This is a genomic window from Shewanella sp. KCT, from assembly GCF_007636505.1.
In the GTDB taxonomy this organism is placed as follows: Bacteria; Pseudomonadota; Gammaproteobacteria; order Enterobacterales; family Shewanellaceae; genus Shewanella; species Shewanella halotolerans.
In genome coordinates this window covers 313,034-332,378 of record NZ_LVDJ01000002.1, presented here as the reverse complement: position 1 = coordinate 332,378, position 19,345 = coordinate 313,034, and the positions used below count along the sequence as shown (strand labels likewise).

Below are 19,345 nucleotides of genomic sequence, written 5' to 3'. Positions count from 1 at the left end.
GCTATTCGCCGCAGACGATTAAGCCGAAGGGCGCCAGCAGCTGACTCTGCTGCCAGGCGTCTATCATCACCCCTTCCAGCGCCACCTCGCGGGGATCCAGCCCCTCAAGATCCACCCGCGTCAGGTTGGCGCCCCTGAGATCGAACTCGCCCCACAGCTCTGGGCTAAACTCGCCGCCGCTGAGGTTACTGCCCTTAAGCGATGCGCCGGTCAGGTTGGCGCCGCGCCAGCGGTTGTCGGTCAGTTCACATTCTTCCAGTATCACCTGAGACAGGTTGCCGTAGGCGAGGTTACAGCCGGAGAACAGGGCGCTGCAGAAGTAGTGGTTAATGCCGATTTGATTGGCGAAGCTGGCGCGGTAGAAGTCGGCGCCCTGCAGGTTAGATTCTCGAAACTCGGCGCCGAAGCAGCGGGCACCGGTGAAGCGCGCCAGATTAAGGCGACAGTCACTGAACTTGGCGTTGATAAGCGTGGCGTAGCTAAAATCACACCCCAATAGATCGCCGGGCTCGACAAACTGGCACAGCTCGAAATGGCAGTCGGTCAAATCCGCGCGGTTAAAGCTGCAACGCACGAAGCGGCAGCGACGAAACTTCAGCCCCTGCAGATCCTCACCGCTAAAGTCATGCTCAAAGTAATCCTGTTCAAGCGTCTCGTGTTGCAAATCATCCATGGTGGCTAGGCCTCTATTAACGCTTGTAGATCTCGACATGCTTGGGCGTGGTGTCTGGCTCAGTGATGCGACTGGCCAGGATATAACAGGCGATACCCATCACGGCGTTGGTGACAGGTAGCGCCAGCAGCAGCCCCTTCACGCCGCCCAGATAGGAGCCCAGCGCCGCCAGCGGCAGCAGGAGCAGAAACAGGCGGCAGACATTAAGCACCAGGGAGCTCATCGGCCTGTGGTAGGCGTTGAGTGAGGTGGCGGTAAGGATCACCATCCCCAGCGGGCCATAGGCGGCGGGCAGGGCGATGATGTAAAAAGCGAGCCACTCAATCACCTGGGGATCTTTACTGAACAGCTGAGCGATAGGGGTTGCCATGAGTGCCAGCGGTAGATAGATGAGGGTTTGGAACACCAGCACGAAACGCAGCGACAGCATGAGGGCGTCGCGGGCGCGCTCCGTCTGTCCCGCCCCCAGGTTTTGGGCGATAAAGGGCACCAAACTGGAGGAGAGCGCCATCACGGCGATCAGCAAAACAGACTCCAAACGGGTACCAGCGCCGAAGGCTGCCACCGCGCTGTGGTCGATGCGGGCCAGCATGGCCATTATGATGGCGTTGGCTACAGGGTTGAGCAGGTTCATCAGCGCTGCAGGCTGCGCGATATGGGCCAGCTGACGCCAGTTGCAGTGAATACGCTCAAGGTTAAACTCGGCAAAATCCACCAGGTTGCGCTTGATGATAAGCAGGTAGCCAGACAGAGACAATGCCACCACCCAGGAGATCAGGGTGGCGATGGCCGCGCCCTGAATTTCCAAGCGGGGAAAGGGCCCCAGGCCGAAGATCAGCAGCGGGTCGAGCACCAGGTTGATCACCGCCGCCAGGGCCATGATCTTGGCCGGCGACTTGGTATCGCCGGTGGCGCGTAGCCCCTGGTTGCCCACCATCAAGAGCACCAGCAGCGGCGCCCCCAGATACCAGAGAAACATATAGTCGCGGATCAGCGGTAGGCTGTCGTCGTTGGCGCCCAGCAGGGTAAACAGCGGGCCGATAAACAGGCTGCCCAGCAGGGACAGGGCGGCGATCAGCCAGAAGGTGATCAGCAGGGCGTCGTGTAGAAATACCTTGGCTTTGGGGCTGTTGCCACTGCCGATGAGGCGGCCAAGGTTAGTCGATACCCCGGCCCCTATGCCGATGGCGATGCTGGAGACGATCAGGGTGACCGGAAAGGTAAAACTGATGGCCGCCAGGGCTTCTGTCCCCAACTGGCTGATAAAAAAGGTGTCTACAAGGCTGAACCCAAGAATGGTGAGAATACCAATCAGGTTCGGGAGGCTCATATTTAGCAGTACACGACCGATTGGCTGACTGAGCAGCCCGTGTCTGTCTCTCATGTATGTGGAATGCCTAGGTAACAGAAGGAGGGCAATTCTATCAGGAAAGGCTGATCTTTTATAAAACCCAGTTAAAAAAAATCAGATTTTTTTTGTAAAGCCCTTGGATCTCATCAACCCCATCCCCATATATCGAACATCCCGCGGCGAAAGCGATCTCGCCGCACTTTTAATTTGATAAACCGCCAACGTTTGTTGGGCAAAAAAATCATTAGGAGAGTCCGTAGATGAATATTCGTCCATTACATGACCGCGTCATTGTTAAGCGTTCTGAAGTTGAATCAAAATCAGCCGGTGGCATCGTACTAACAGGTAGTGCAGCCGAGCAGTCAACTCGCGGTGAAGTTCTTGCAGTAGGCAATGGCCGAATTCTTGAAAATGGCACTGTGCAGCCACTGGACGTAAAAGTGGGTGACATAGTGATCTTCAACGAAGGTTATGGCGTGAAGAAAGAGAAGATCGACGGCCAAGAGGTCTTGATCCTTTCTGAATCAGATTTAATGGCTGTAGTGGAATAACCCACTCAATATCCCGTTTAACCAAAATTTTATTAAAGGATACAGAACATGGCAGCTAAAGAAGTTTTATTTGGTAATGATGCTCGCGTAAAAATGCTTGCGGGCGTAAACGTACTGGCTAACGCAGTTAAAGTTACCCTGGGCCCTAAAGGCCGTAACGTAGTTCTCGACAAGAGCTTCGGCGCGCCGCTGATCACTAAAGATGGTGTATCGGTAGCTAAAGAGATCGAACTGGAAGACAAGTTCGAAAACATGGGCGCGCAGATGGTGAAAGAAGTTGCTTCTAAAGCCAACGACGCCGCCGGTGACGGTACCACTACTGCTACCGTACTGGCACAAGCCATCGTGACCGAAGGCCTGAAAGCCGTTGCCGCTGGCATGAACCCAATGGATCTTAAGCGTGGTATCGACAAGGCGGTTGTTGCTGCTGTTGCCGAGCTGAAAACCCTGTCTCAAGAGTGTAGCGACACTAAGGCGATCGCTCAGGTAGGTACCATCTCTGCTAACTCTGACGAGTCAATCGGCGAAATCATCGCAACTGCGATGGAAAAAGTTGGTAAAGAAGGCGTGATCACAGTTGAAGAAGGTCAGGCCCTAGAGAACGAGTTGGACGTGGTTGAAGGTATGCAGTTCGACCGTGGTTACCTGTCTCCATACTTCATCAACAAGCCAGAAACCGGCAGCGTTGAACTTGAAAACCCATACATCCTATTGGTTGACAAGAAGATCTCTAACATCCGTGAGCTACTGCCAATCCTTGAAGGTCTGGCGAAAACCGGTAAGCCACTGATGATCATCGCCGAAGACGTTGAAGGCGAAGCCTTAGCGACTCTGGTTGTGAACAACATGCGCGGCATCGTTAAAGTTGCTGCGGTTAAGGCACCTGGTTTCGGTGACCGTCGTAAGGCGATGCTACAAGATATCGCTATCCTGACTGGCGGTACTGTGATTGCCGAAGAGATCGGTCTAGAGCTTGAAAAAGCGACTCTGGAAGACCTAGGTACCGCTAAGCGCGTGGTGATCACCAAAGATGACACTACCATCATCGATGGTACCGGCGAGCAAGAGCAGATCTCTGCCCGTGTTGCCCAGATCAAGATCCAGGCAGAAGAATCTACTTCTGACTACGACAGAGAGAAGCTACAAGAGCGTATGGCTAAGCTGGCCGGCGGTGTTGCAGTGATCAAGGTTGGCGCAGCCACCGAAGTTGAAATGAAAGAGAAGAAGGCTCGCGTAGAAGATGCGCTACACGCGACTCGCGCCGCCGTTGAAGAAGGTGTGGTTGCCGGTGGTGGTGTTGCCCTGATCCGCGTTGCCTCTAAGATTGGCGAGCTGGACGTGGCTAACGAAGACCAGAAGCACGGTGTGACTATCGCACTGCGCGCCATGGAAGCCCCACTACGTCAAATCGCAACCAACGCAGGTGAAGAAGCCTCAGTGGTGGCGAACAACGTTAAGAACGGTTCTGGTAACTATGGTTACAACGCCGGTAGCGACGTATACGGCGACATGCTAGAGATGGGTATCCTTGACCCAACTAAGGTGACTCGTAGCGCGCTACAGTTCGCTTCATCTATCGCAGGTCTGATGATCACTACCGAAGCTATGGTGGGTGATGTACCGCAAGAAGCTGGTGCTGGCGATATGGGCGGCATGGGCGGCATGGGTGGTATGGGCGGAATGGGCGGCATGATGTAATTTTTGCTGGTCTAAAACGTTGATTACGGCGTTGCTGCTTACTCACATACTATTAGTATGCTTCGCTCGCAGCGCCTTGTACTAAACGTTTTATCCTACGCAAAAACATCTGCTGGTCTTAAGCCTAACAGCCTGAAAGCAAATGAATGAGAAGCCCCGGTATCTTAAGATATCGGGGCTTTTTCTTTGTGGTGAGAGAGTGAGCGGCGTTGTGTTGCCACATGCTTGTAAGGTGTTAGCAGACAGCTAAACGTCGCGGCAAGATGCCTTGCTCTAAAACGATTTTTCCTACGCTAGAAGCAATGCTGGTCTAAAGCTTAACAGCCTGAAACCAAATGAATAAAAAGCTCCGATACCTAATGGTATCGGAGCTTTTTTATAGTTTGGGTCATGAGGATAAAGTAGCTAAGGTGGTATTACTACTTTTCAGGATATTTTAAGTTTGTCATAAATTCTAGGTGAATACTTTATATATTAAAACTTAGGTGCTTCATTAAAGTAATCTTGCCAATAATCCTTCCAGTTATCCTTTAGAGAAAAGGATTTAAACTTAGAATGTAAATCGTCTCTTGTTAATAGCCAAGGGAGTGACTTAAACTTTGCCGATCTCAATGATCGAGATACATTCGTGGATTCCTTTTTGTTATTTTCATCAACTAGATAATCATTTATGATTTTTGTAATATCAACTCCATAATTACTTTCAAATCCATAAAATTTTCTAATTACTAGAGCGCATAAAATAAGTGGTATGAATTCTGAATTGTTTATTTTGAGATTTTCCAGATTGTGAGGTAATAGCTCCCTTACCAAATCAGACTCGATTATGTCATCTTCATTATTTTGAACTGCCGGTGCTGATATAATGTCAGTGAGCTCCGGTAGATCCAATGTATATTGGTTTGGATTGTCTATTTTGGGGGTGGCTACTTTATTGTGAAATGTTATTGAGTGAATGAAACTTTGCAGTTTGTCTTCAGTTAGTCTGACCTCAGACAAGGCATTAGCTCCAGAGGATGAAATATTTTCTAGCTTATATTGTTCAGATAAATACCAACCTAACTCTTTGGGGAGCTGTGATGAAGATAGTAAATCAATACCATCTTTGAGTATTTCGTTTTTAGTTCGTTCCCCCATATATGATAGTACTTCTGAATATTCCTTTTTTATTTTGTTATAAGACTCTAAATCATGAAATGGTAGATCAGAGGATAATAGAGCTAAATAGGTTTGTTCATGCAAAATTTCTTGTAAAATCATAGAGCCAAGTGGTGAAATTCGAAAAGTTTCTCCATTTTCTATATTGAAATTTACAATATCATCACCATCAGCGGGTATTTCTACGCATTCTACAAGCCGTTGTCTAACACACTCTTCAATTACAGCAATAGACCAACTTCCTCTATATCCATACATTTGTGTAAAACATACAATCCTATTTTTAGGGATTCCGTGTGTTCGTTCATTTGGTTTCAGCGAATAGTTGAGGAAAAATAATATTCTTAGCTTTAAATAATAGGCCTGGTTCACATTTTGATAAGGTATGAATAAATTTGGTAAGATGCTGTCTTGGCCATCATCCTGGCTTATCATTAACGCAGCGATTACCTCTTCATATTTCCATCCATTTAATGATGATCCTAGTTGCTTATGGATTTGTCGCAGTAAGTCGTGAAAAAATCTTATGTTATGCCATGATATACATGATAGAGTTTCTAGAACCCTTTGTCCCGTTGCTCCACGCTGTATGCTATTTCTAATTACTGATGCATACTTGAAACAATAATCTTTGAATTCTTTGTAATTGTAGTTTTTTCGCCACTCTTTAGTCCTAAAGTCTTCATCGAAGTGGTTTTCAATATATTTAATTCGCTTGGCTATCAATTTGCTGAAGTCAGGAGCCTTTAAATGAATAACTCTGTCTCCACTTCTAACATCCAACCAACCTTTATCTTTGTTTTTAAAATATGTAAACTCTCGCATTGTTATGATCACAGTAGCACCTGATTCTTTAGATAATTTATGCGCGATTACATATGTTTCTTCTTGGAAGTCTTCAGACGCTCGATCAACATTATCTATGATCAATATAACATTGCTATTTTTGCTTGTTTTATTCTTTAACGCACGAATAACAAAATTTTCAATATCATTTTTAAGGCGTTCTAGCTCTTCAGCTTCTTTCTGAACATACGCATCTTGATTCAACTCAAAGACATTTTTGTAAGGTCCATTTCTGAGAGTGTTAAGCTCAGCCTTATAGATGCTTTTTAGTGAATCAAGATGATTGATTTCCGGAAACTCATTTATAAAACTTTCATTTATTCGTTTGAATATTAGATCTTTGGCTTGTTTTACATTTTTTGAGACATCATTGATTAGATCAACTAGTATAGGAACGGTTGTTGCTTTATGGAATTGTTTTGTTTCGCTTAAGACCTTCTTTACTAAAGTGGTTTTTCCACAACCAACAGATCCCGTTATTAGTACAACTTTTCCTGAACCTTTTTCCTCTATTATTGACGCAGCACCTTCTCCTGGCTCCATATCCTCCGTTCCCAAAGGGAGAAAATTAGGTGGAGTATCTCTTAATATCCTTTTAAGGTCACCGCGATATTGCTCGAGTTTTGAATCGCTTACAAAACAATGCTCTAACATTTTCTTTTGATTACTATTTGTAATTTCGTCAAAGAAGTTGCGATAGAACTCATCTAGATATCTTTCTTTTTCATATGTTCGCCACTTTAAATTTCCAAAGTCAGATTTTAGAACTTTGTGGATTGGTGAAGGAACATAATTTAATTCACTTAAGTAGCTCTCCAAGTTTCCTGAAACGACACGTTCTTTAGAGATAAGCTCATAGAATAAATCAAAGTAAAAGTTTTCTTTGAATATATTTCCAAAGTATACCCCTTTCATGCTGTCAATGCTCTTCCCTGGTTTAGGTATTAACTGGAGCACCATCCATTCAGTACCATTTGTTATAACGGCGTGAACTACTGCACTATCATAACAATATGATGAAGCTTGCTTAATAGTTTCGGTAAGTAACTGTTTGAATGCTTGTTTAAAGTATGAAACTGTGTATTCATGATGGGTAAGCTTTCTATTCGTGGGCGTGCAGAATGTTAATCCTATTTTTTTAGCTTCAACTACCAATCTGGGGACGCCATTATGTTTAAGTAAGTAATCTATATATCCGTGCGTCCTAGTATGCGTCTCTGGATTAAATTCTTCTGGATTCCAACCTAAAACTTTCAATACCTCATCTATGATCAATAGCCTTGTTGCTGCTTCATTTGCTGAATGAATGTTCTTCTCTTTACTTCGAAAATCTTTAGATAGTTCTTTCAGTTTTTGAAGGGAGATTTCTTTTTGAGATAAACTGACCAAAGTAACTCCTTTATCAAATATCAAGGTAGTAATCAAAGTTGAAAATTGTAATGTAAATTAATCAGTGCCGTTTTATACGCGGGATTCTGATTGCGCTAATTCCCGCTCGAAGCGGCCGAGGGTGTTGATGAAAATGGCGTAACGAGGCACGGATGCCGACGTAGCGCCAGTCGAATCAGGGATGAGCGTCTGGCGCGCTAGCCAATTTTCATCATAAGCCTGAAGGAGATTTCCGCTTCGTCGCGGGTCGTAGGGGGATTGGACAAGGGGGCCTGTCGAAACGGTCCCCTTTCCCCTGGTGTGGTGTGGAACACCACGACTTTCGCCAAGCGCAGCTTGGCATCTTAAATCCAAAGTGTTGGCACTGGCACAAGCGATAGCTACCGCAGAGAATTCTAGCTATCCCAGAGCGCGAATAATCAGATTAATCTAATAAAAACATAAAGCTATCAAGCTGCCGCGGATAAAACCTTATCCAAGGTCACAAACTGTGCAGTTTGCTTATCTGCTTTGCTATTGCATTAAAGTTGGCTGAGCCAGAGCCAACGTGCCAGAGAGGGGGAGTTTGAGGTGAGGTGTGAAAGCTGTCCTTGCCTTATGCCGTCTCTCTGATGAGAGCGGCGCCATCCCTGACATTCTTTTGCGTACTTTAGCGAGTGCTTAAATGTTGTTTTAACAACAAAATATTAACTTATCCTACAGTATCGCCATCGCATAAGGCAAGCCTTGCCTAGATGTTATGGCTCCATAAAAGTGTTAACTCTGGGCGGGATTTGCTCGTTAGACTACGCCTGTGTTGGAAGGGTTTCATCCTTCAAGTGGGATTAGTGGGTTGTCGGTTCCTGGCTTAAAGTGCGGCTAACTTTTTATGTTAGGACGGTAAAGATGAAATTGATTCTCCCCAAGTTAATGATGTTCGGTGCGCTTGCGCCTCTGATGGTCAGCGCCAATGTGATTATCGATACAAAGGATGTCGACCAGACTCAGTATCACGCCGATCTGTATGAGTGTCAGACGCTTAGCCAGCAGGTTCAAAGAGAGCAGGGCAATTCGGCGGGGCGTGACATGGTAGGCTCTGCTGCACGAGGAGCGGCCATAGGTGCGGCGGGCAGTGCTATTGCGGGTGGTAGCGGCTCCAATGGCGCAAAAGTCGGTGCGGGCATCGGTTTGGTTTCTGGCGCGCTGAAGCACAGGGCCGAGAAGCAGCATGACGGCAAGGCTTATGAGCTTGAAAATGACAATGTGATGAAGAAATGCATGGCCAATCGCGGCTACACTGTGCTGAACTAGTTAACTTATTGTAGGGGCAACGCGACAGCGTTTGCCCTGGTGATCTCTTCGGGCGCTATTCATTAAGTGCTTGGTTTTCTTCTTGCTTCAATCAATAATTCGGCTTTCATTTCTCAAGGAATAACAGCCCCTCGGCTGTCGATGGTATGGATACACAACATGTATGAAGATCTTATGCCGGTTTAGATGATCGCCGTGATGCAGGCGCTGCTCGTTGCGGCCGTGCGCTAGAGAGAGGGGCCCGACTAGGATTTCTCATCCTGACCACTCAAAAGTGTTATGAGATACACTTTTAGCCTGTTTTTCAGTTTGAATAGCTAAAACGTGTACCATGTTACACTTTTTGTTGGATTGTCTGTGTGGAGCGAAATAATTGCCCTATTTGCATACCAATTCTTAATGGTGAATAGAGTCTATAAATAGAAACAGGTTTAATTTTTTGTGAATATGCTAAAAAAAATACAAAAGTTTTTTCATTTTTGTTAGCATTGCTAGCAGATTTTTAGGACGAGCAAGTTTTCACGGATGAAACGAAAGATTTCCCTTCTTTTGGCTGTATTGCTGTTTGTATTTTGTACAGAAATACAAGCAAAAGCCATCTATAGATTTAATTCATCCTTGGATGTTCAGCGCCAATATACAACTCAGATTATTCGTGAACTCAATGAGAGTGATATCGACGTCATCGAGTTTGACTCTAATGGGCTGCTTTTGTCACACAAGATTGTGAGTGGCGAAATACCAGTAAGTCTATGTTCTGAAAACATTCTTGCTGAAGATGTTACACGTGTTGGTCATGCCTATAAGTATTGGTTTAGTGGGCAGCTAGAGTACTGTGAAATTGAACCGAGCTCATTTCCGTATTCATATGACTCTGTCATTCATGAGTTAGTTGTCGAACCAAGCATTATTGTATTGCACATTCCCAATGATATTCCTGCAGACCTCGAATTACCCGAGGGTAAACTCATTAAATATATTTTTCAGCTAATACCTTTGGCTGATTTCTCGTCTTTGTACCCTGCAATTTCAAAACAGTTAACGAAGAACGGAACACTCGTTGTGAAAGAAGGTAAATATACCTTCCATCTATTATTGCTTTCTAAAGGAGATATGAAGTGATACAGGAAAATAAACTAAGTAAGGTCGCTATCTGTATAGGGTTGGCTTTAACATCCAGTTCAGCTATGGCTGCAAACAGTTGGTTATCGCGTGTAAACACTGTTACTGAACAGCAAGAAAAATCTATTGTTTCTGCTAACCATATGCAAGCTGTTTCAGCAATGAGTTCTGACTCGTCGAATGCTGTTTTCGATATTACTGTGTCTTTGCACAATAATCCCGAAGGTGATGAGCAGAAGGCTTACGAAGAAATCTTAGGTTATTTTGCCGATGGAGTATGTGAGCAATCGAATGGGGAGCATAAGCTCGGAAAGATAAGTATCTTCAGAGAGAATAAGCATAGATCTAAGTCGGATATTATTTGGGGCGAGCGTGAATGGCCGCGTGCTAATGCCGCGGGCTTTGGTGCCAATGGTATGCATATCTGGTTTGGCGATGTGTTCCCCAATGGCGCTGGACAAGGTAAAGACCACAACATGCTTACCGATCCTCTCGGAGCGGGTTATACCTTAGCGCATGAGTGGGGACACTATGCCTACGGTGTATATGATGAATATAAAGGTAATGCGGTATCCGGGGTGGCAAATGCGTCGCTTAGCACAGATGTCGCCACTGATTCCATCATGAGTAATCAATGGCAGGCGAGAAACGGTGAAATGAAATGGTTGAATCATTCAACCGCGAACAATATTGGTGATGTAAACCGTACCGCGCAGGGCCGAGTGTATGGAAAGAGCGCTTGGGAAGTGCTAACCCAAGATGTGAAAGATGACCCTAAATCTGGTCGAAAAACAGCCCAACCAACTCGTACTCGATACACTACGTTAGCTAATAATGCACCTGATGCAAGCAACCCAGTTAAGACAGAGTTACCTGAGACTCAGTCTAGTTGTCGTGATCAGCTCAATTTTGTGTGGGTTGAAGGCGATATCGATATGCAGATCGTTATGGACAGGTCAGGTAGCATGTATGGGTCGCCGATTAATAACGCGAAACAGGCTGCGAAAACACTTGTAGATGCTACCGCTGAAGGCAGTACCGCGATGGGCTTAGTGTCTTTCTCTAGTGGCTCGAGTGTGAATCAAGATTTTGCCGTGCAGAAAATACCTAAACCGGATACTGGTATTAAACAAGCGCTGAAAGGCGCAATTGATAAACTCTATGCCAACGGTTCAACGGCATTATTCGATGGCAGTTCCCTGGCGCTTGATAATTTGCTGACCTACCAGACAGCTGCGGCAAGTGGTGCTCCAGGTGTTGTTTTCGTACTCGCTGATGGTGATGATAATGCCTCTTTAAAAAATGAAGCCTCAGTCATCACGGCCTATCAAAATGCAAATGTGCCTATCTTTAGTTTCGGTTATGGTTCAGCTTCGCCTACGGGCCCTTTAGTGACAATGGCGAATGCGACAGGTGGTAAATACTTTTCTTCACCCACGACACTCGCGGAAATTGTCGATGCGTTCTTACAAGCCAATGCCATTGCCACTGATAACCAAAACTTAGTGTCATCAACGATTAATGTTGTAAACAATACGAACGCCACTCAGGGGATTCATATCGACTCTGGTTTAGATAATGTGAACATTTTCGTAAACCATAATGGTGACACCGCAGATCTGCAACTCTTGCTTAAAGACGCCTCAGGTAATCAAGTAGAAGGCCTGGCGTTTGATTGCGTTACCGTATCTGGCGGGCAGTCTTGTAATGTTAATATTCCTAATAGCGTTATTGCCTCACTGGGCCATGGTGAATGGCAACTTGAGCTGATAAATACAAATGCTAATCGTCCACTCGATGCGACAATCAATGTCAGTGCGGAACCAAGCCTTGCGGGGAGTTATACCGTTTCAGTTGAGGGCTTTGCTGGTAATGCCGTAAGTTATCCGAGTCCTATGATTTTAACGACTGCGTTAACCAAAGATAAACTTATCACTGGTGCTAACGTTGTCGCGACGATCAAGGATCCTATGGGCAACGCGACGGATTTGGAAATGTTTGACAATGGTCAAGGAGGTGATGCTGTTGCAGGTGACGGTATTTACTCAGCAGTTGCGCCATACAATAAGAATGGTATTTACCAAGTCGAAGTGAATGTTGATAACAAAGATAGCCAGGCAAGATATACCACTACAGGGCTATTTACGCCAACATTAGATGGCTCTGAGCCAGTACAAGAAGCTTTGCCAAACATCACAGAGAACTTTGTACGTATTGCTAAGACTTCATTAGTTGTTAGCGATGTGCCTTATTATGACGGTGATAACAGTTATCATAATGCCACTACACTCGAGACGACGAATGCCGGCGTCAATGGTGTGATTGACAGTGCTGGCGACCTTGATTTCTATGTCTTAGAAAACATAGATACGAGCAAAGATCTCGTGGTGCGCGTGACAGATGCTAGCTTAGGTATGAAGCCTAAGTTAACCGTTTATAAATCAGATGCGTCTACGGCAATTGTTGATGGTATCACCTTAGCAACAAACCCATCAGCGACAGATTATGTGTTCTCAAAGTTAGCTAAGTCTGAGCTGGAATCGACACTGTATGTTGTTGTTAGCCATGAAGATGACACTGCAGATACGGGTGGATATCAGGTCAGCGCGGGTGAACCGTTAAACACTGACGTTCCACCAAATAATGCACCTGTGGCCAATTTAGATACAGTGACTATTTGGTCTGGCCAAAAAGTGACGATTTCACCATTGGCAAATGATACCGATGCAGACGGCGATACTCTTGTTATCGAGAGTGTGACGACCGAAGCGACGAAGGGCGCTGTCACGATTTCAGGTAATGTTATCAACTATGACTCAGGTAATGCTTTTGCAAATGAAGCACCAGGTTCAGCTGTAATAGACAGTTTTAGTTACATCATTACCGACAACAAAGGTGGTTTTGCAGAATCAACCGTTGATGTCAGCATCAAAATTAATACAGCACCCACGGCGATGCCCGATGCTATCAGCGTTAATGAGAATTCAACAGTCACTATATCCCCATTAACGAATGATACCGATGCTGATGGTCATACGTTTACCCTCACTGCTAAACAAGCTAGCTTGAAAGGTAAGCTGACTGATAATGGTGATGGCACCTTTGTGTACGATCCTAACGGCGAGTTTAACGATTTGGCTAAAGGTGAAACGGCCAATGAAGTATTTAGTTATACCATCACAGATGAAATTGGCGCGACAAGCACGACTGACGTGACCATAAGTGTTGTAGGTGTTAATGAAAATCCTGTTGCTGTCGCTGACACAGCTGTAACGACCAAGTCTGGTGATATACAAATTGCCTTACTTGCAAATGATACCGATGCTGATGGCGACTCACTCACTGTCACAGCCATCAATGTTGATGCATTGAAGGGTAAGGTCACCAATAACAATGATGGTACAGTGACATACAGTCCTAATGGACAGTTTGCTAACTTATATCAAGGGCAATCTGCCACTGAGAACTTCACTTATACCATCTCTGATGGTGATGCTGAAGTGACAGCCTCTGTGACGGTAACTATTAATGGCGAAGGTCAAGCGCCGGTAGAACCAGAAAAAGAAGGCTCATCAGGTGGTAGTTTGTCTTGGTTAGCATTACTTCTTGCACCAATAGCATTCATGCGCCGTCGTGTTAAATAACACGTTTTAGTACGCAACCAAAAGCAAGCTTAATCGCTTGCTTTTTTATTGCCAGAAATTTGCTTTTGGCGGCAGGGGTCAAGATAGCAGCTCCGATATGAATTAAAGTCCGAGTCTGCAGGCGTAATTGGGCCTTTGAATAGTTTGAATGAGTGAGGCAGAGTAAACTTTAATCTGCACTAATACAGCCACAAGATGTTGAACTAGTTAGCTTATTGTAGGGCCATCGTGCCAGAATTTGCTCTTGTCATCTCCTCATTCGCTTTTCACTGGGTGCTTGGTTTTCTTCTCGCTTCAATCAATAATGCGGCTTTCATTTCTCAAGGAATAACAGCTCCTTGGCTGTCGATGGTATGGATACACAACATGCATGAAGATCTTATGCCGGTATTGGTGATCGCCGTGATGCTGGCGCTGCTCGTTGTGGCCGTGTTTTTTATCGAGGGGCGACGTAAGCCGACCATAATGCCGGGCTGGTTAGATCTGCAGGGCTTTGAGCGCCTGTTTATCTACTGGGACGCGCCGAGCGCGAAGGAGTATGGCGAAAAGCATCTCCGCCGTTATCAGCGTCTGTTAGAGGCCTGGCAAGATCTGCCGCCAGAGGAGGCCTGGTTTCACTATAACCTCTCCTGCATCGGCGTGACGCCTGTGGGGTCGAGTGTGCGTAGCGCGAAACGTTGGTGTCAGAAGGCCTGGCAGAGGAAGCAGGATGTGGAGGCGGCCTATCATCTGGGGATGATGCAGCTTATGGGCTTAGGTGGAGCGCCGGAGTATCGCTCGGCGCTGACACTGTTTGAGGCGGCGGAGCAGGGGGGCATTATCCGCGCCACTACCGCTCGCGGCCTGATGTTGCTGCGTGACCCTGGTTTTATGAGTACTGGCTATGTAAATATTGGCTTTGGCAACTCAGGTATAGGAGATTCTGGCTTAGCAGAGGACTGGCCAATCGAGGTGCCCAAGGCGCAGCGTCACGCCGAGGCAATGACCTGTTTCATGAGGGCGTTTGAACAGGGCGATATGTTGGCGGCGCTTAACCTGGGTTACATGCTGGAGCATGGACTAGGTTTAGATGCGGGTGCAGAAGCTAAAAGCGCGGCCAATCTGGATCGCGCCATCGAGAGTTATCTGCTGGCGGCTGATGCTGGCTTGCCCGCCGCTCAGTATCGTCTGTCTATGCTGTTTGAGGCTCGCGGCGAGCTGGTCGATGCCTATCGCTGGGCCTATATTGCCGCAGCCTGCTCTGAGTCCGACATTCCCATGGCCCGCAGCCAGAGGTTGGCGACATTGCTGGATAGTCGCACCCTGCAGCAGGCGCAGGAGTCGGCCAGAGCGACCGCCCACAGGATCATGACGCCACGTGTGCTCGCCATGCTACATAACCTTAAGCATCTGCGCAGCGCGGCCTAACTCTTTATCTGGGCCCCTGCGCTGACGATCGGCTTTAACCTGAACAATTACCCATTTTTAAGATTTGCCTCAGCTTGCTTGGGTAGCATGGTGACTGTTTTGTGTCTGGAATGGTTATCAAAGGGAGCGAGCGGCATGGGAAATCAGCATTTAAATGGGACTAAGCGGGGGCCTTGGATGGCGATTGGGGTGAGTCTGGCCGTGGTGGGCATGATCGCGCTGCTGCTTATGATGATGCCCAAGGGCTTCAAGGCGACCCATGAGGAGATAGGCAAGGGCACGCCGGCCCTGGTGTTTGTCTACGACCCTAATCTGGCGGTGAGCCATACCCAGACAGAGCAGATGAACGAGGCGCGGGGCCACCTGGGCGATAATGTACTGTTTCTGCTGGCCAGAGTCGGCACCCCAGAGGGGGATAAGCTGATCGCCAAATACCGCGCAGGCGCCGCCGAACTCCTGCTGTTTGACGGTTCGGGCAAGTTGGTGAAGCGCCAGCTCGCGGTGCAGGATGCCAATCAGTTAATGCGCTGGGTGCGTTAATCCCTCGTTGGGCGCGTTTTCGGGCGCGCCGCCTATCTTTAATCGCTATTTCTTCAATACCAATTCTTTGCTGCTAGTTACTCAGTGCTAGCCCTTGTCCCTGCAGTCCGTCTTAACCTAAGTGTTTCCAGTTTGCTGAACATTTGTTAATCGAAAAAGTCGTTGTTGAACGGCGCTGGGGTGGTAAAATGCCGCTCGGCTTGCGGTTGCTGCTGTTTTACACTGCAACAAATACGTAGCCCATAACTCCTAACATCTTATTTTTCCTGACTAATCATTAGAGTGTTTATGAAACGGATTTTATGCTTTTCTCTGCTGGCCTTTTCTCAATTGGCCGCCGCCGTAGAGCCCCTGATTGAAACGCCAAAAGATATGCAGCCTACCTGGATCGATGAGATCCTTGACGTCTTCGGCGCCGACGGTGAGTTTGACGAGAGCAAGACCATAGACATGAGCTACCTACCGACCGCCTATTACACGCCCGAGAAGAAGTTCGGCGTGGGCCTGCTGATGGTGGGCCTGTATAAGACAGATGGCGCGTCGCCCGAGGAGCAGCCTTCCTCATTGGTGCTGAACTCCTTCGTGTCGATGAACAACTCCTACGGCGTCGAAGTGGAAAACATGACCTTCTTCAACGGCGGCAAGCAGCGCCTGCAGCTAGGGCTGGAGCTGCACAACGAGGCGTCTGTCTACTACGGCCGTGGCATAGCCGACGGTAACATCGACAGCAATCACCATGAGTTCGACGAGCAGCTCTACAGCTTCACGCCGCGCTGGATGACGCTGGTGGCCGACAACTATTTTGTTGGTGTGGGCGCCGACTTTACCTACGCCAGTGCCGACAAGTTCACTCGGGTAGAGGGCGATATTCCCCTGCCATCCGACGGCATCTTGCCAAGCAACTTTAGCTCGGGCCTGGTGGTGACCAGCATCTATGATTCCCGCGACTATCGCCTCAACGCCACCAAGGGCTGGTTGTTGCAGCTCGATGCGGGTCTGTATCAAAACAGCGAGTACGACAGCTTCGCCAAGTATGACCTTGAGCTGGCCAACTATATCGATCTCAGCACCACCTCTTTGTTGAGCCAGATGCCTGGCCTAATCGCCTGGCAGGTGCAGGGCCACTTCACCAGCGGCGATGTGCCTTGGAACATGCTGCCGGATCTCGGCGGTTCCAGCGCCATGCGCGGTTACATCAAGGGCCGCTACCGTGACAAGCAGATGATGATGGGTCAGGTCGAGTACCGTCTGCCTATCTTCCAGCGTTACGGCATGGTGTTCTGGGGCGGCGTGGGTAGCGTGGCCGATAAGGTGAGCGATCTTAACGATGAACTGCTGACCTCTTACGGTACGGGTTTCCGCTTTAAGATCAAAGATAACATCAACCTGCGTCTGGATGTGGGGGTCGGCGAGAATGAGACCAACTTCTACCTCAACGTCAACGAAGTCTTCTAGTCATGACTGTACCGTTCGCTCTGCCTGTTCGATTGTGTGTTAACACCAAGCCTATGCTTGTCGCCTCGGCCGTTGTTGCGGCCCTGGCTTTGAGCCAGTACGCGAAGGCGGACGAGACTCGGATTCGTGATGCACAAGACAAGGCTGTTATCGATGCGGCCCCTAAGCAGAAGCCACAGTGTACTCGCCGCTCGGATTACGACATCTATCTCAGCGGCATACACACGGGCACCATGAGCCGCACCGAGCAGTGGCAGGGCAAACAGGCAGTAGTGACCTCAAACAGTGAGGCCAGCATCCTAGGCATAGGCACCCGCTATCGGCAGCGGGCCGAACTCAGCTGGTCGGAGACCACAGAGGAGTGGGTCACCCAGGCGTTTCATCAGCAGGTGAGCGGCTTTCGCGCCAGAGACATGCAGGTGCGCTTCAGTCACAATGGCCGCGCCGCGCGGGTGGATCTGGATGGTGAGGTGACCGATTATCACTCCAAAGACAAGGCCCTGCGGGACGTAGACACCCTGGCGATAGAGATGCGCCGACTGTTGATGCAGGGCAGGCATCAGTTTGCCCTGGTTCGTCAGGCGTCCGATGCCATGGAGCCCTATCAATTTTATGTGAAGGCTCCGCAAGCCGCCGAGGTGGCGCCTTGGGGAGAATTGATGCTGGTGCCCGTGGAACAGACTGGCGCCGAAGAGGTGACTTACTATTTCGCCCCCGAGCTGGACTATCAGCTGATCAAGGCGCGCTATCACGGCATCTTGCTGCAGGGCCTCATCGAGCTGAACCATTACAGCTCGAGTTGCGACCTGGCCCCCTCGGCGTGAGTCGCCCGCTTTCTTTCCTAATTCAAGCGCGGCGGCTAACATTAACGCCCAGCATAAACGCTCAAGATAAACGCCCAAGATAAACGCCTAGCTTAAGCGACTAATTTAACCCAAGCGCCTGCTAGTTGGTTTCGTAGTGGGCGATCGGCAGCTGGCTGACGCTATCGAGTCGCCAGGCACCCTTCTCATACACAAAGCTGACGCTGTGCAGGGCATCCTTGAAGTCATAGCGTTCGCTTGATTTGGGCAAGGCATCTTTAAATTCGACCTGAATGTTTTGGTAGCCTTGCTCGAGTGACATCTTACTCAGATGACTGGGCAGGTCTATCAGGCGGCTCAGCGCCTTGTCTAACTCACGATCCTTAATTGGCAGCTTGAGTTTAAACTGCTCGCTGAACAGTGCCGAGAAGGCCTGTTTATCTTTGCTGTGGGTGTAGGCGGCGACAGTCCAGTCGGCCAGCAGCAGTTCGAATGCCTTGTCGGCCTGGGTGAGCGAGGCGATAGGCGTCTTGTTGTCGTTGGCTAGGTATGCCTTGAGCGTCGCCTCGGCTTCTTGGTAGCCGTCGATGAAGATCTGCGCCACCTGAGTCGCCGCCGGATCTTGGCTCGCCTTAAGCTCATCGGTTACGGTCGCGATGGCGTCCCCGCGGGCCTGCCAGCTGTTGAAGCCTTTCATAAGCCCTTGTAGCGAGGCCATATGTTGCTTCATCACCTCGGCGACGGCCTTGTCTTGTTTGCGCGCCTCTCTGGCCTCGGTGCCCACAGTGTCTCTAAAGGTGCTATTGAGCAGGTTTTCGGGCGAATCGAAGTAGAGTCCGGCACCGCTGTAGGGATCGACCCAGAGATCGCTGGTATCGACTGGCGCCATGGATTTGGGCTTTAAGTCGCCATAGTAGAGCTGGGCCAACTCGGCTTTATGCTGGCTAACGAAGGAACCAATCGCCTTGCGATCGCTGGCCGCCAGTTGTTGATACTGGCTTGCCAGTTGCTGCAATTTGTCTGAGTGCAGCACCCTTTGGTTGGCATAGTAGCCGCAGCGCAGGTTACAGGCTTGCTTGGTCAGGCTGGAGGCAGGGCCTAGGGTGATTGCCTTGCTCTGCACAAACACCTCGGCGGTATATATGCCTCTGGGGATAGCGCCGCTTTTATCCATCAGGTAGATGGTGTTGTTGGGGCTATGGCGGCCGACGACCTCAAGATCTTGCTTGCTGGCGCACAGGGAATAGTCCCGGCTGGTGACCGGCAGTTCCTTGTTGTAGGTGGAGACGACCAGCTTATCCAGGCTAATCCCTTCGGGCACTGTGCCTGTGATGGTGAGATCGCACTGCTGAGCGTTGACGTTGAGGGCCAGGCCACCCAGGGCCAGACCGAGAAATACCAATCCTTGTTTCATGAAG

13 protein-coding genes are annotated in these 19,345 nt (G+C 48.4%); 9 read left to right on the top strand and 4 right to left on the bottom strand.

Annotated features, from left to right (window positions below):
- Window position 1: 1 nt before the first annotated feature.
- A complete protein-coding gene (locus AYI87_RS04265; RefSeq protein WP_144199897.1) occupies window positions 2-673 on the bottom strand; it encodes a Qnr family pentapeptide repeat protein in 672 nt (223 codons plus the stop codon).
- Window positions 674-689: 16 nt separating this feature from the next.
- Window positions 690-2,057, bottom strand: a complete 1,368-nt coding sequence (locus AYI87_RS04260) for an MATE family efflux transporter (RefSeq protein ID WP_144199895.1) — start codon at window positions 2,055-2,057, stop codon at window positions 690-692.
- A 227-nt stretch (window positions 2,058-2,284) separates the two neighbouring features.
- On the opposite strand from AYI87_RS04260, the gene AYI87_RS04255 reads away from it, so the two are divergent.
- Together AYI87_RS04255 and groL are read left to right on the top strand one after the other, a co-directional pair.
- Window positions 2,285-2,575 carry a co-chaperone GroES gene (locus AYI87_RS04255; protein WP_011864277.1) on the top strand — a complete coding sequence of 97 codons (291 nt, stop codon included), beginning with the start codon at window positions 2,285-2,287 and terminating at the stop codon, window positions 2,573-2,575.
- 48 nt (window positions 2,576-2,623) lie between these two features.
- The gene (gene groL / locus AYI87_RS04250) at window positions 2,624-4,273 is read left to right on the top strand and encodes a chaperonin GroEL (RefSeq protein ID WP_144199893.1); all 1,650 of its coding nucleotides are present in this window, start codon (window positions 2,624-2,626) and stop codon (window positions 4,271-4,273) included.
- Between the two features lie 474 nt (window positions 4,274-4,747).
- On the opposite strand, the gene AYI87_RS04245 is transcribed toward groL, so the two are convergent.
- Window positions 4,748-7,666, bottom strand: a complete 2,919-nt coding sequence (locus AYI87_RS04245) for an AAA family ATPase (RefSeq protein ID WP_144199891.1) — start codon at window positions 7,664-7,666, stop codon at window positions 4,748-4,750.
- Between the two features lie 885 nt (window positions 7,667-8,551).
- Between AYI87_RS04245 and AYI87_RS04240 the strand changes: the two genes are divergently transcribed.
- From AYI87_RS04240 to AYI87_RS04210, 7 genes are all read left to right on the top strand, one after another.
- Window positions 8,552-8,956 carry a glycine zipper family protein gene (locus AYI87_RS04240; RefSeq protein WP_260865068.1) on the top strand — a complete coding sequence of 135 codons (405 nt, stop codon included), beginning with the start codon at window positions 8,552-8,554 and terminating at the stop codon, window positions 8,954-8,956.
- Between the two features lie 525 nt (window positions 8,957-9,481).
- Window positions 9,482-10,078, top strand: a complete 597-nt coding sequence (locus AYI87_RS04235) for a hypothetical protein (protein WP_144199889.1) — start codon at window positions 9,482-9,484, stop codon at window positions 10,076-10,078.
- On the top strand, window positions 10,075-13,722 hold the full coding sequence (locus tag AYI87_RS04230; RefSeq protein ID WP_144199887.1) for an Ig-like domain-containing protein: 3,648 nt from the start codon (window positions 10,075-10,077) through the stop codon (window positions 13,720-13,722). Before AYI87_RS04235 ends, AYI87_RS04230 begins: the two co-directional genes overlap by 4 nt.
- 366 nt (window positions 13,723-14,088) lie before the next feature.
- Window positions 14,089-15,129, top strand: a complete 1,041-nt coding sequence (locus AYI87_RS04225) for a tetratricopeptide repeat protein (protein ID WP_144199885.1) — start codon at window positions 14,089-14,091, stop codon at window positions 15,127-15,129.
- A gap of 135 nt (window positions 15,130-15,264) precedes the next feature.
- Complete coding sequence (locus AYI87_RS04220) at window positions 15,265-15,669, top strand: hypothetical protein (RefSeq protein WP_144199883.1); 405 nt, start codon at window positions 15,265-15,267, stop codon at window positions 15,667-15,669.
- 288 nt (window positions 15,670-15,957) lie between these two features.
- A complete protein-coding gene (locus AYI87_RS04215; RefSeq protein ID WP_144199881.1) occupies window positions 15,958-17,124 on the top strand; it encodes a BamA/TamA family outer membrane protein in 1,167 nt (388 codons plus the stop codon).
- A 2-nt stretch (window positions 17,125-17,126) separates the two neighbouring features.
- The gene (locus AYI87_RS04210) at window positions 17,127-17,948 is read left to right on the top strand and encodes a hypothetical protein (protein ID WP_186300548.1); all 822 of its coding nucleotides are present in this window, start codon (window positions 17,127-17,129) and stop codon (window positions 17,946-17,948) included.
- Window positions 17,949-18,069: 121 nt separating this feature from the next.
- Here the strand turns inward: AYI87_RS04210 and AYI87_RS04205 are convergent, their stop codons facing one another.
- Complete coding sequence (locus AYI87_RS04205; protein WP_144199879.1) at window positions 18,070-19,341, bottom strand: hypothetical protein; 1,272 nt, start codon at window positions 19,339-19,341, stop codon at window positions 18,070-18,072.
- Window positions 19,342-19,345: the final 4 nt, after the last annotated feature.

Bases quoted from the DNA above. Each gene is read 5' to 3' on its own strand.
- AYI87_RS04215 (WP_144199881.1), top strand. From the start codon at position 15,958: ATGAAACGGATTTTATGCTTTTCTCTGCTGGCCTTTTCTCAATTGGCC.
- AYI87_RS04205 (WP_144199879.1), bottom strand. From the start codon at position 19,341: ATGAAACAAGGATTGGTATTTCTCGGTCTGGCCCTGGGTGGCCTGGCC.
- AYI87_RS04225 (WP_144199885.1), top strand. From the start codon at position 14,089: ATGCATGAAGATCTTATGCCGGTATTGGTGATCGCCGTGATGCTGGCG.
- AYI87_RS04265 (WP_144199897.1), bottom strand. From the start codon at position 673: ATGGATGATTTGCAACACGAGACGCTTGAACAGGATTACTTTGAGCAT.
- AYI87_RS04220 (WP_144199883.1), top strand. From the start codon at position 15,265: ATGGGAAATCAGCATTTAAATGGGACTAAGCGGGGGCCTTGGATGGCG.
- AYI87_RS04210 (WP_186300548.1), top strand. From the start codon at position 17,127: ATGACTGTACCGTTCGCTCTGCCTGTTCGATTGTGTGTTAACACCAAG.
- AYI87_RS04235 (WP_144199889.1), top strand. From the start codon at position 9,482: ATGAAACGAAAGATTTCCCTTCTTTTGGCTGTATTGCTGTTTGTATTT.
- groL (WP_144199893.1), top strand. From the start codon at position 2,624: ATGGCAGCTAAAGAAGTTTTATTTGGTAATGATGCTCGCGTAAAAATG.
- AYI87_RS04255 (WP_011864277.1), top strand. From the start codon at position 2,285: ATGAATATTCGTCCATTACATGACCGCGTCATTGTTAAGCGTTCTGAA.
- AYI87_RS04240 (WP_260865068.1), top strand. From the start codon at position 8,552: ATGAAATTGATTCTCCCCAAGTTAATGATGTTCGGTGCGCTTGCGCCT.
- AYI87_RS04260 (WP_144199895.1), bottom strand. From the start codon at position 2,057: ATGAGAGACAGACACGGGCTGCTCAGTCAGCCAATCGGTCGTGTACTG.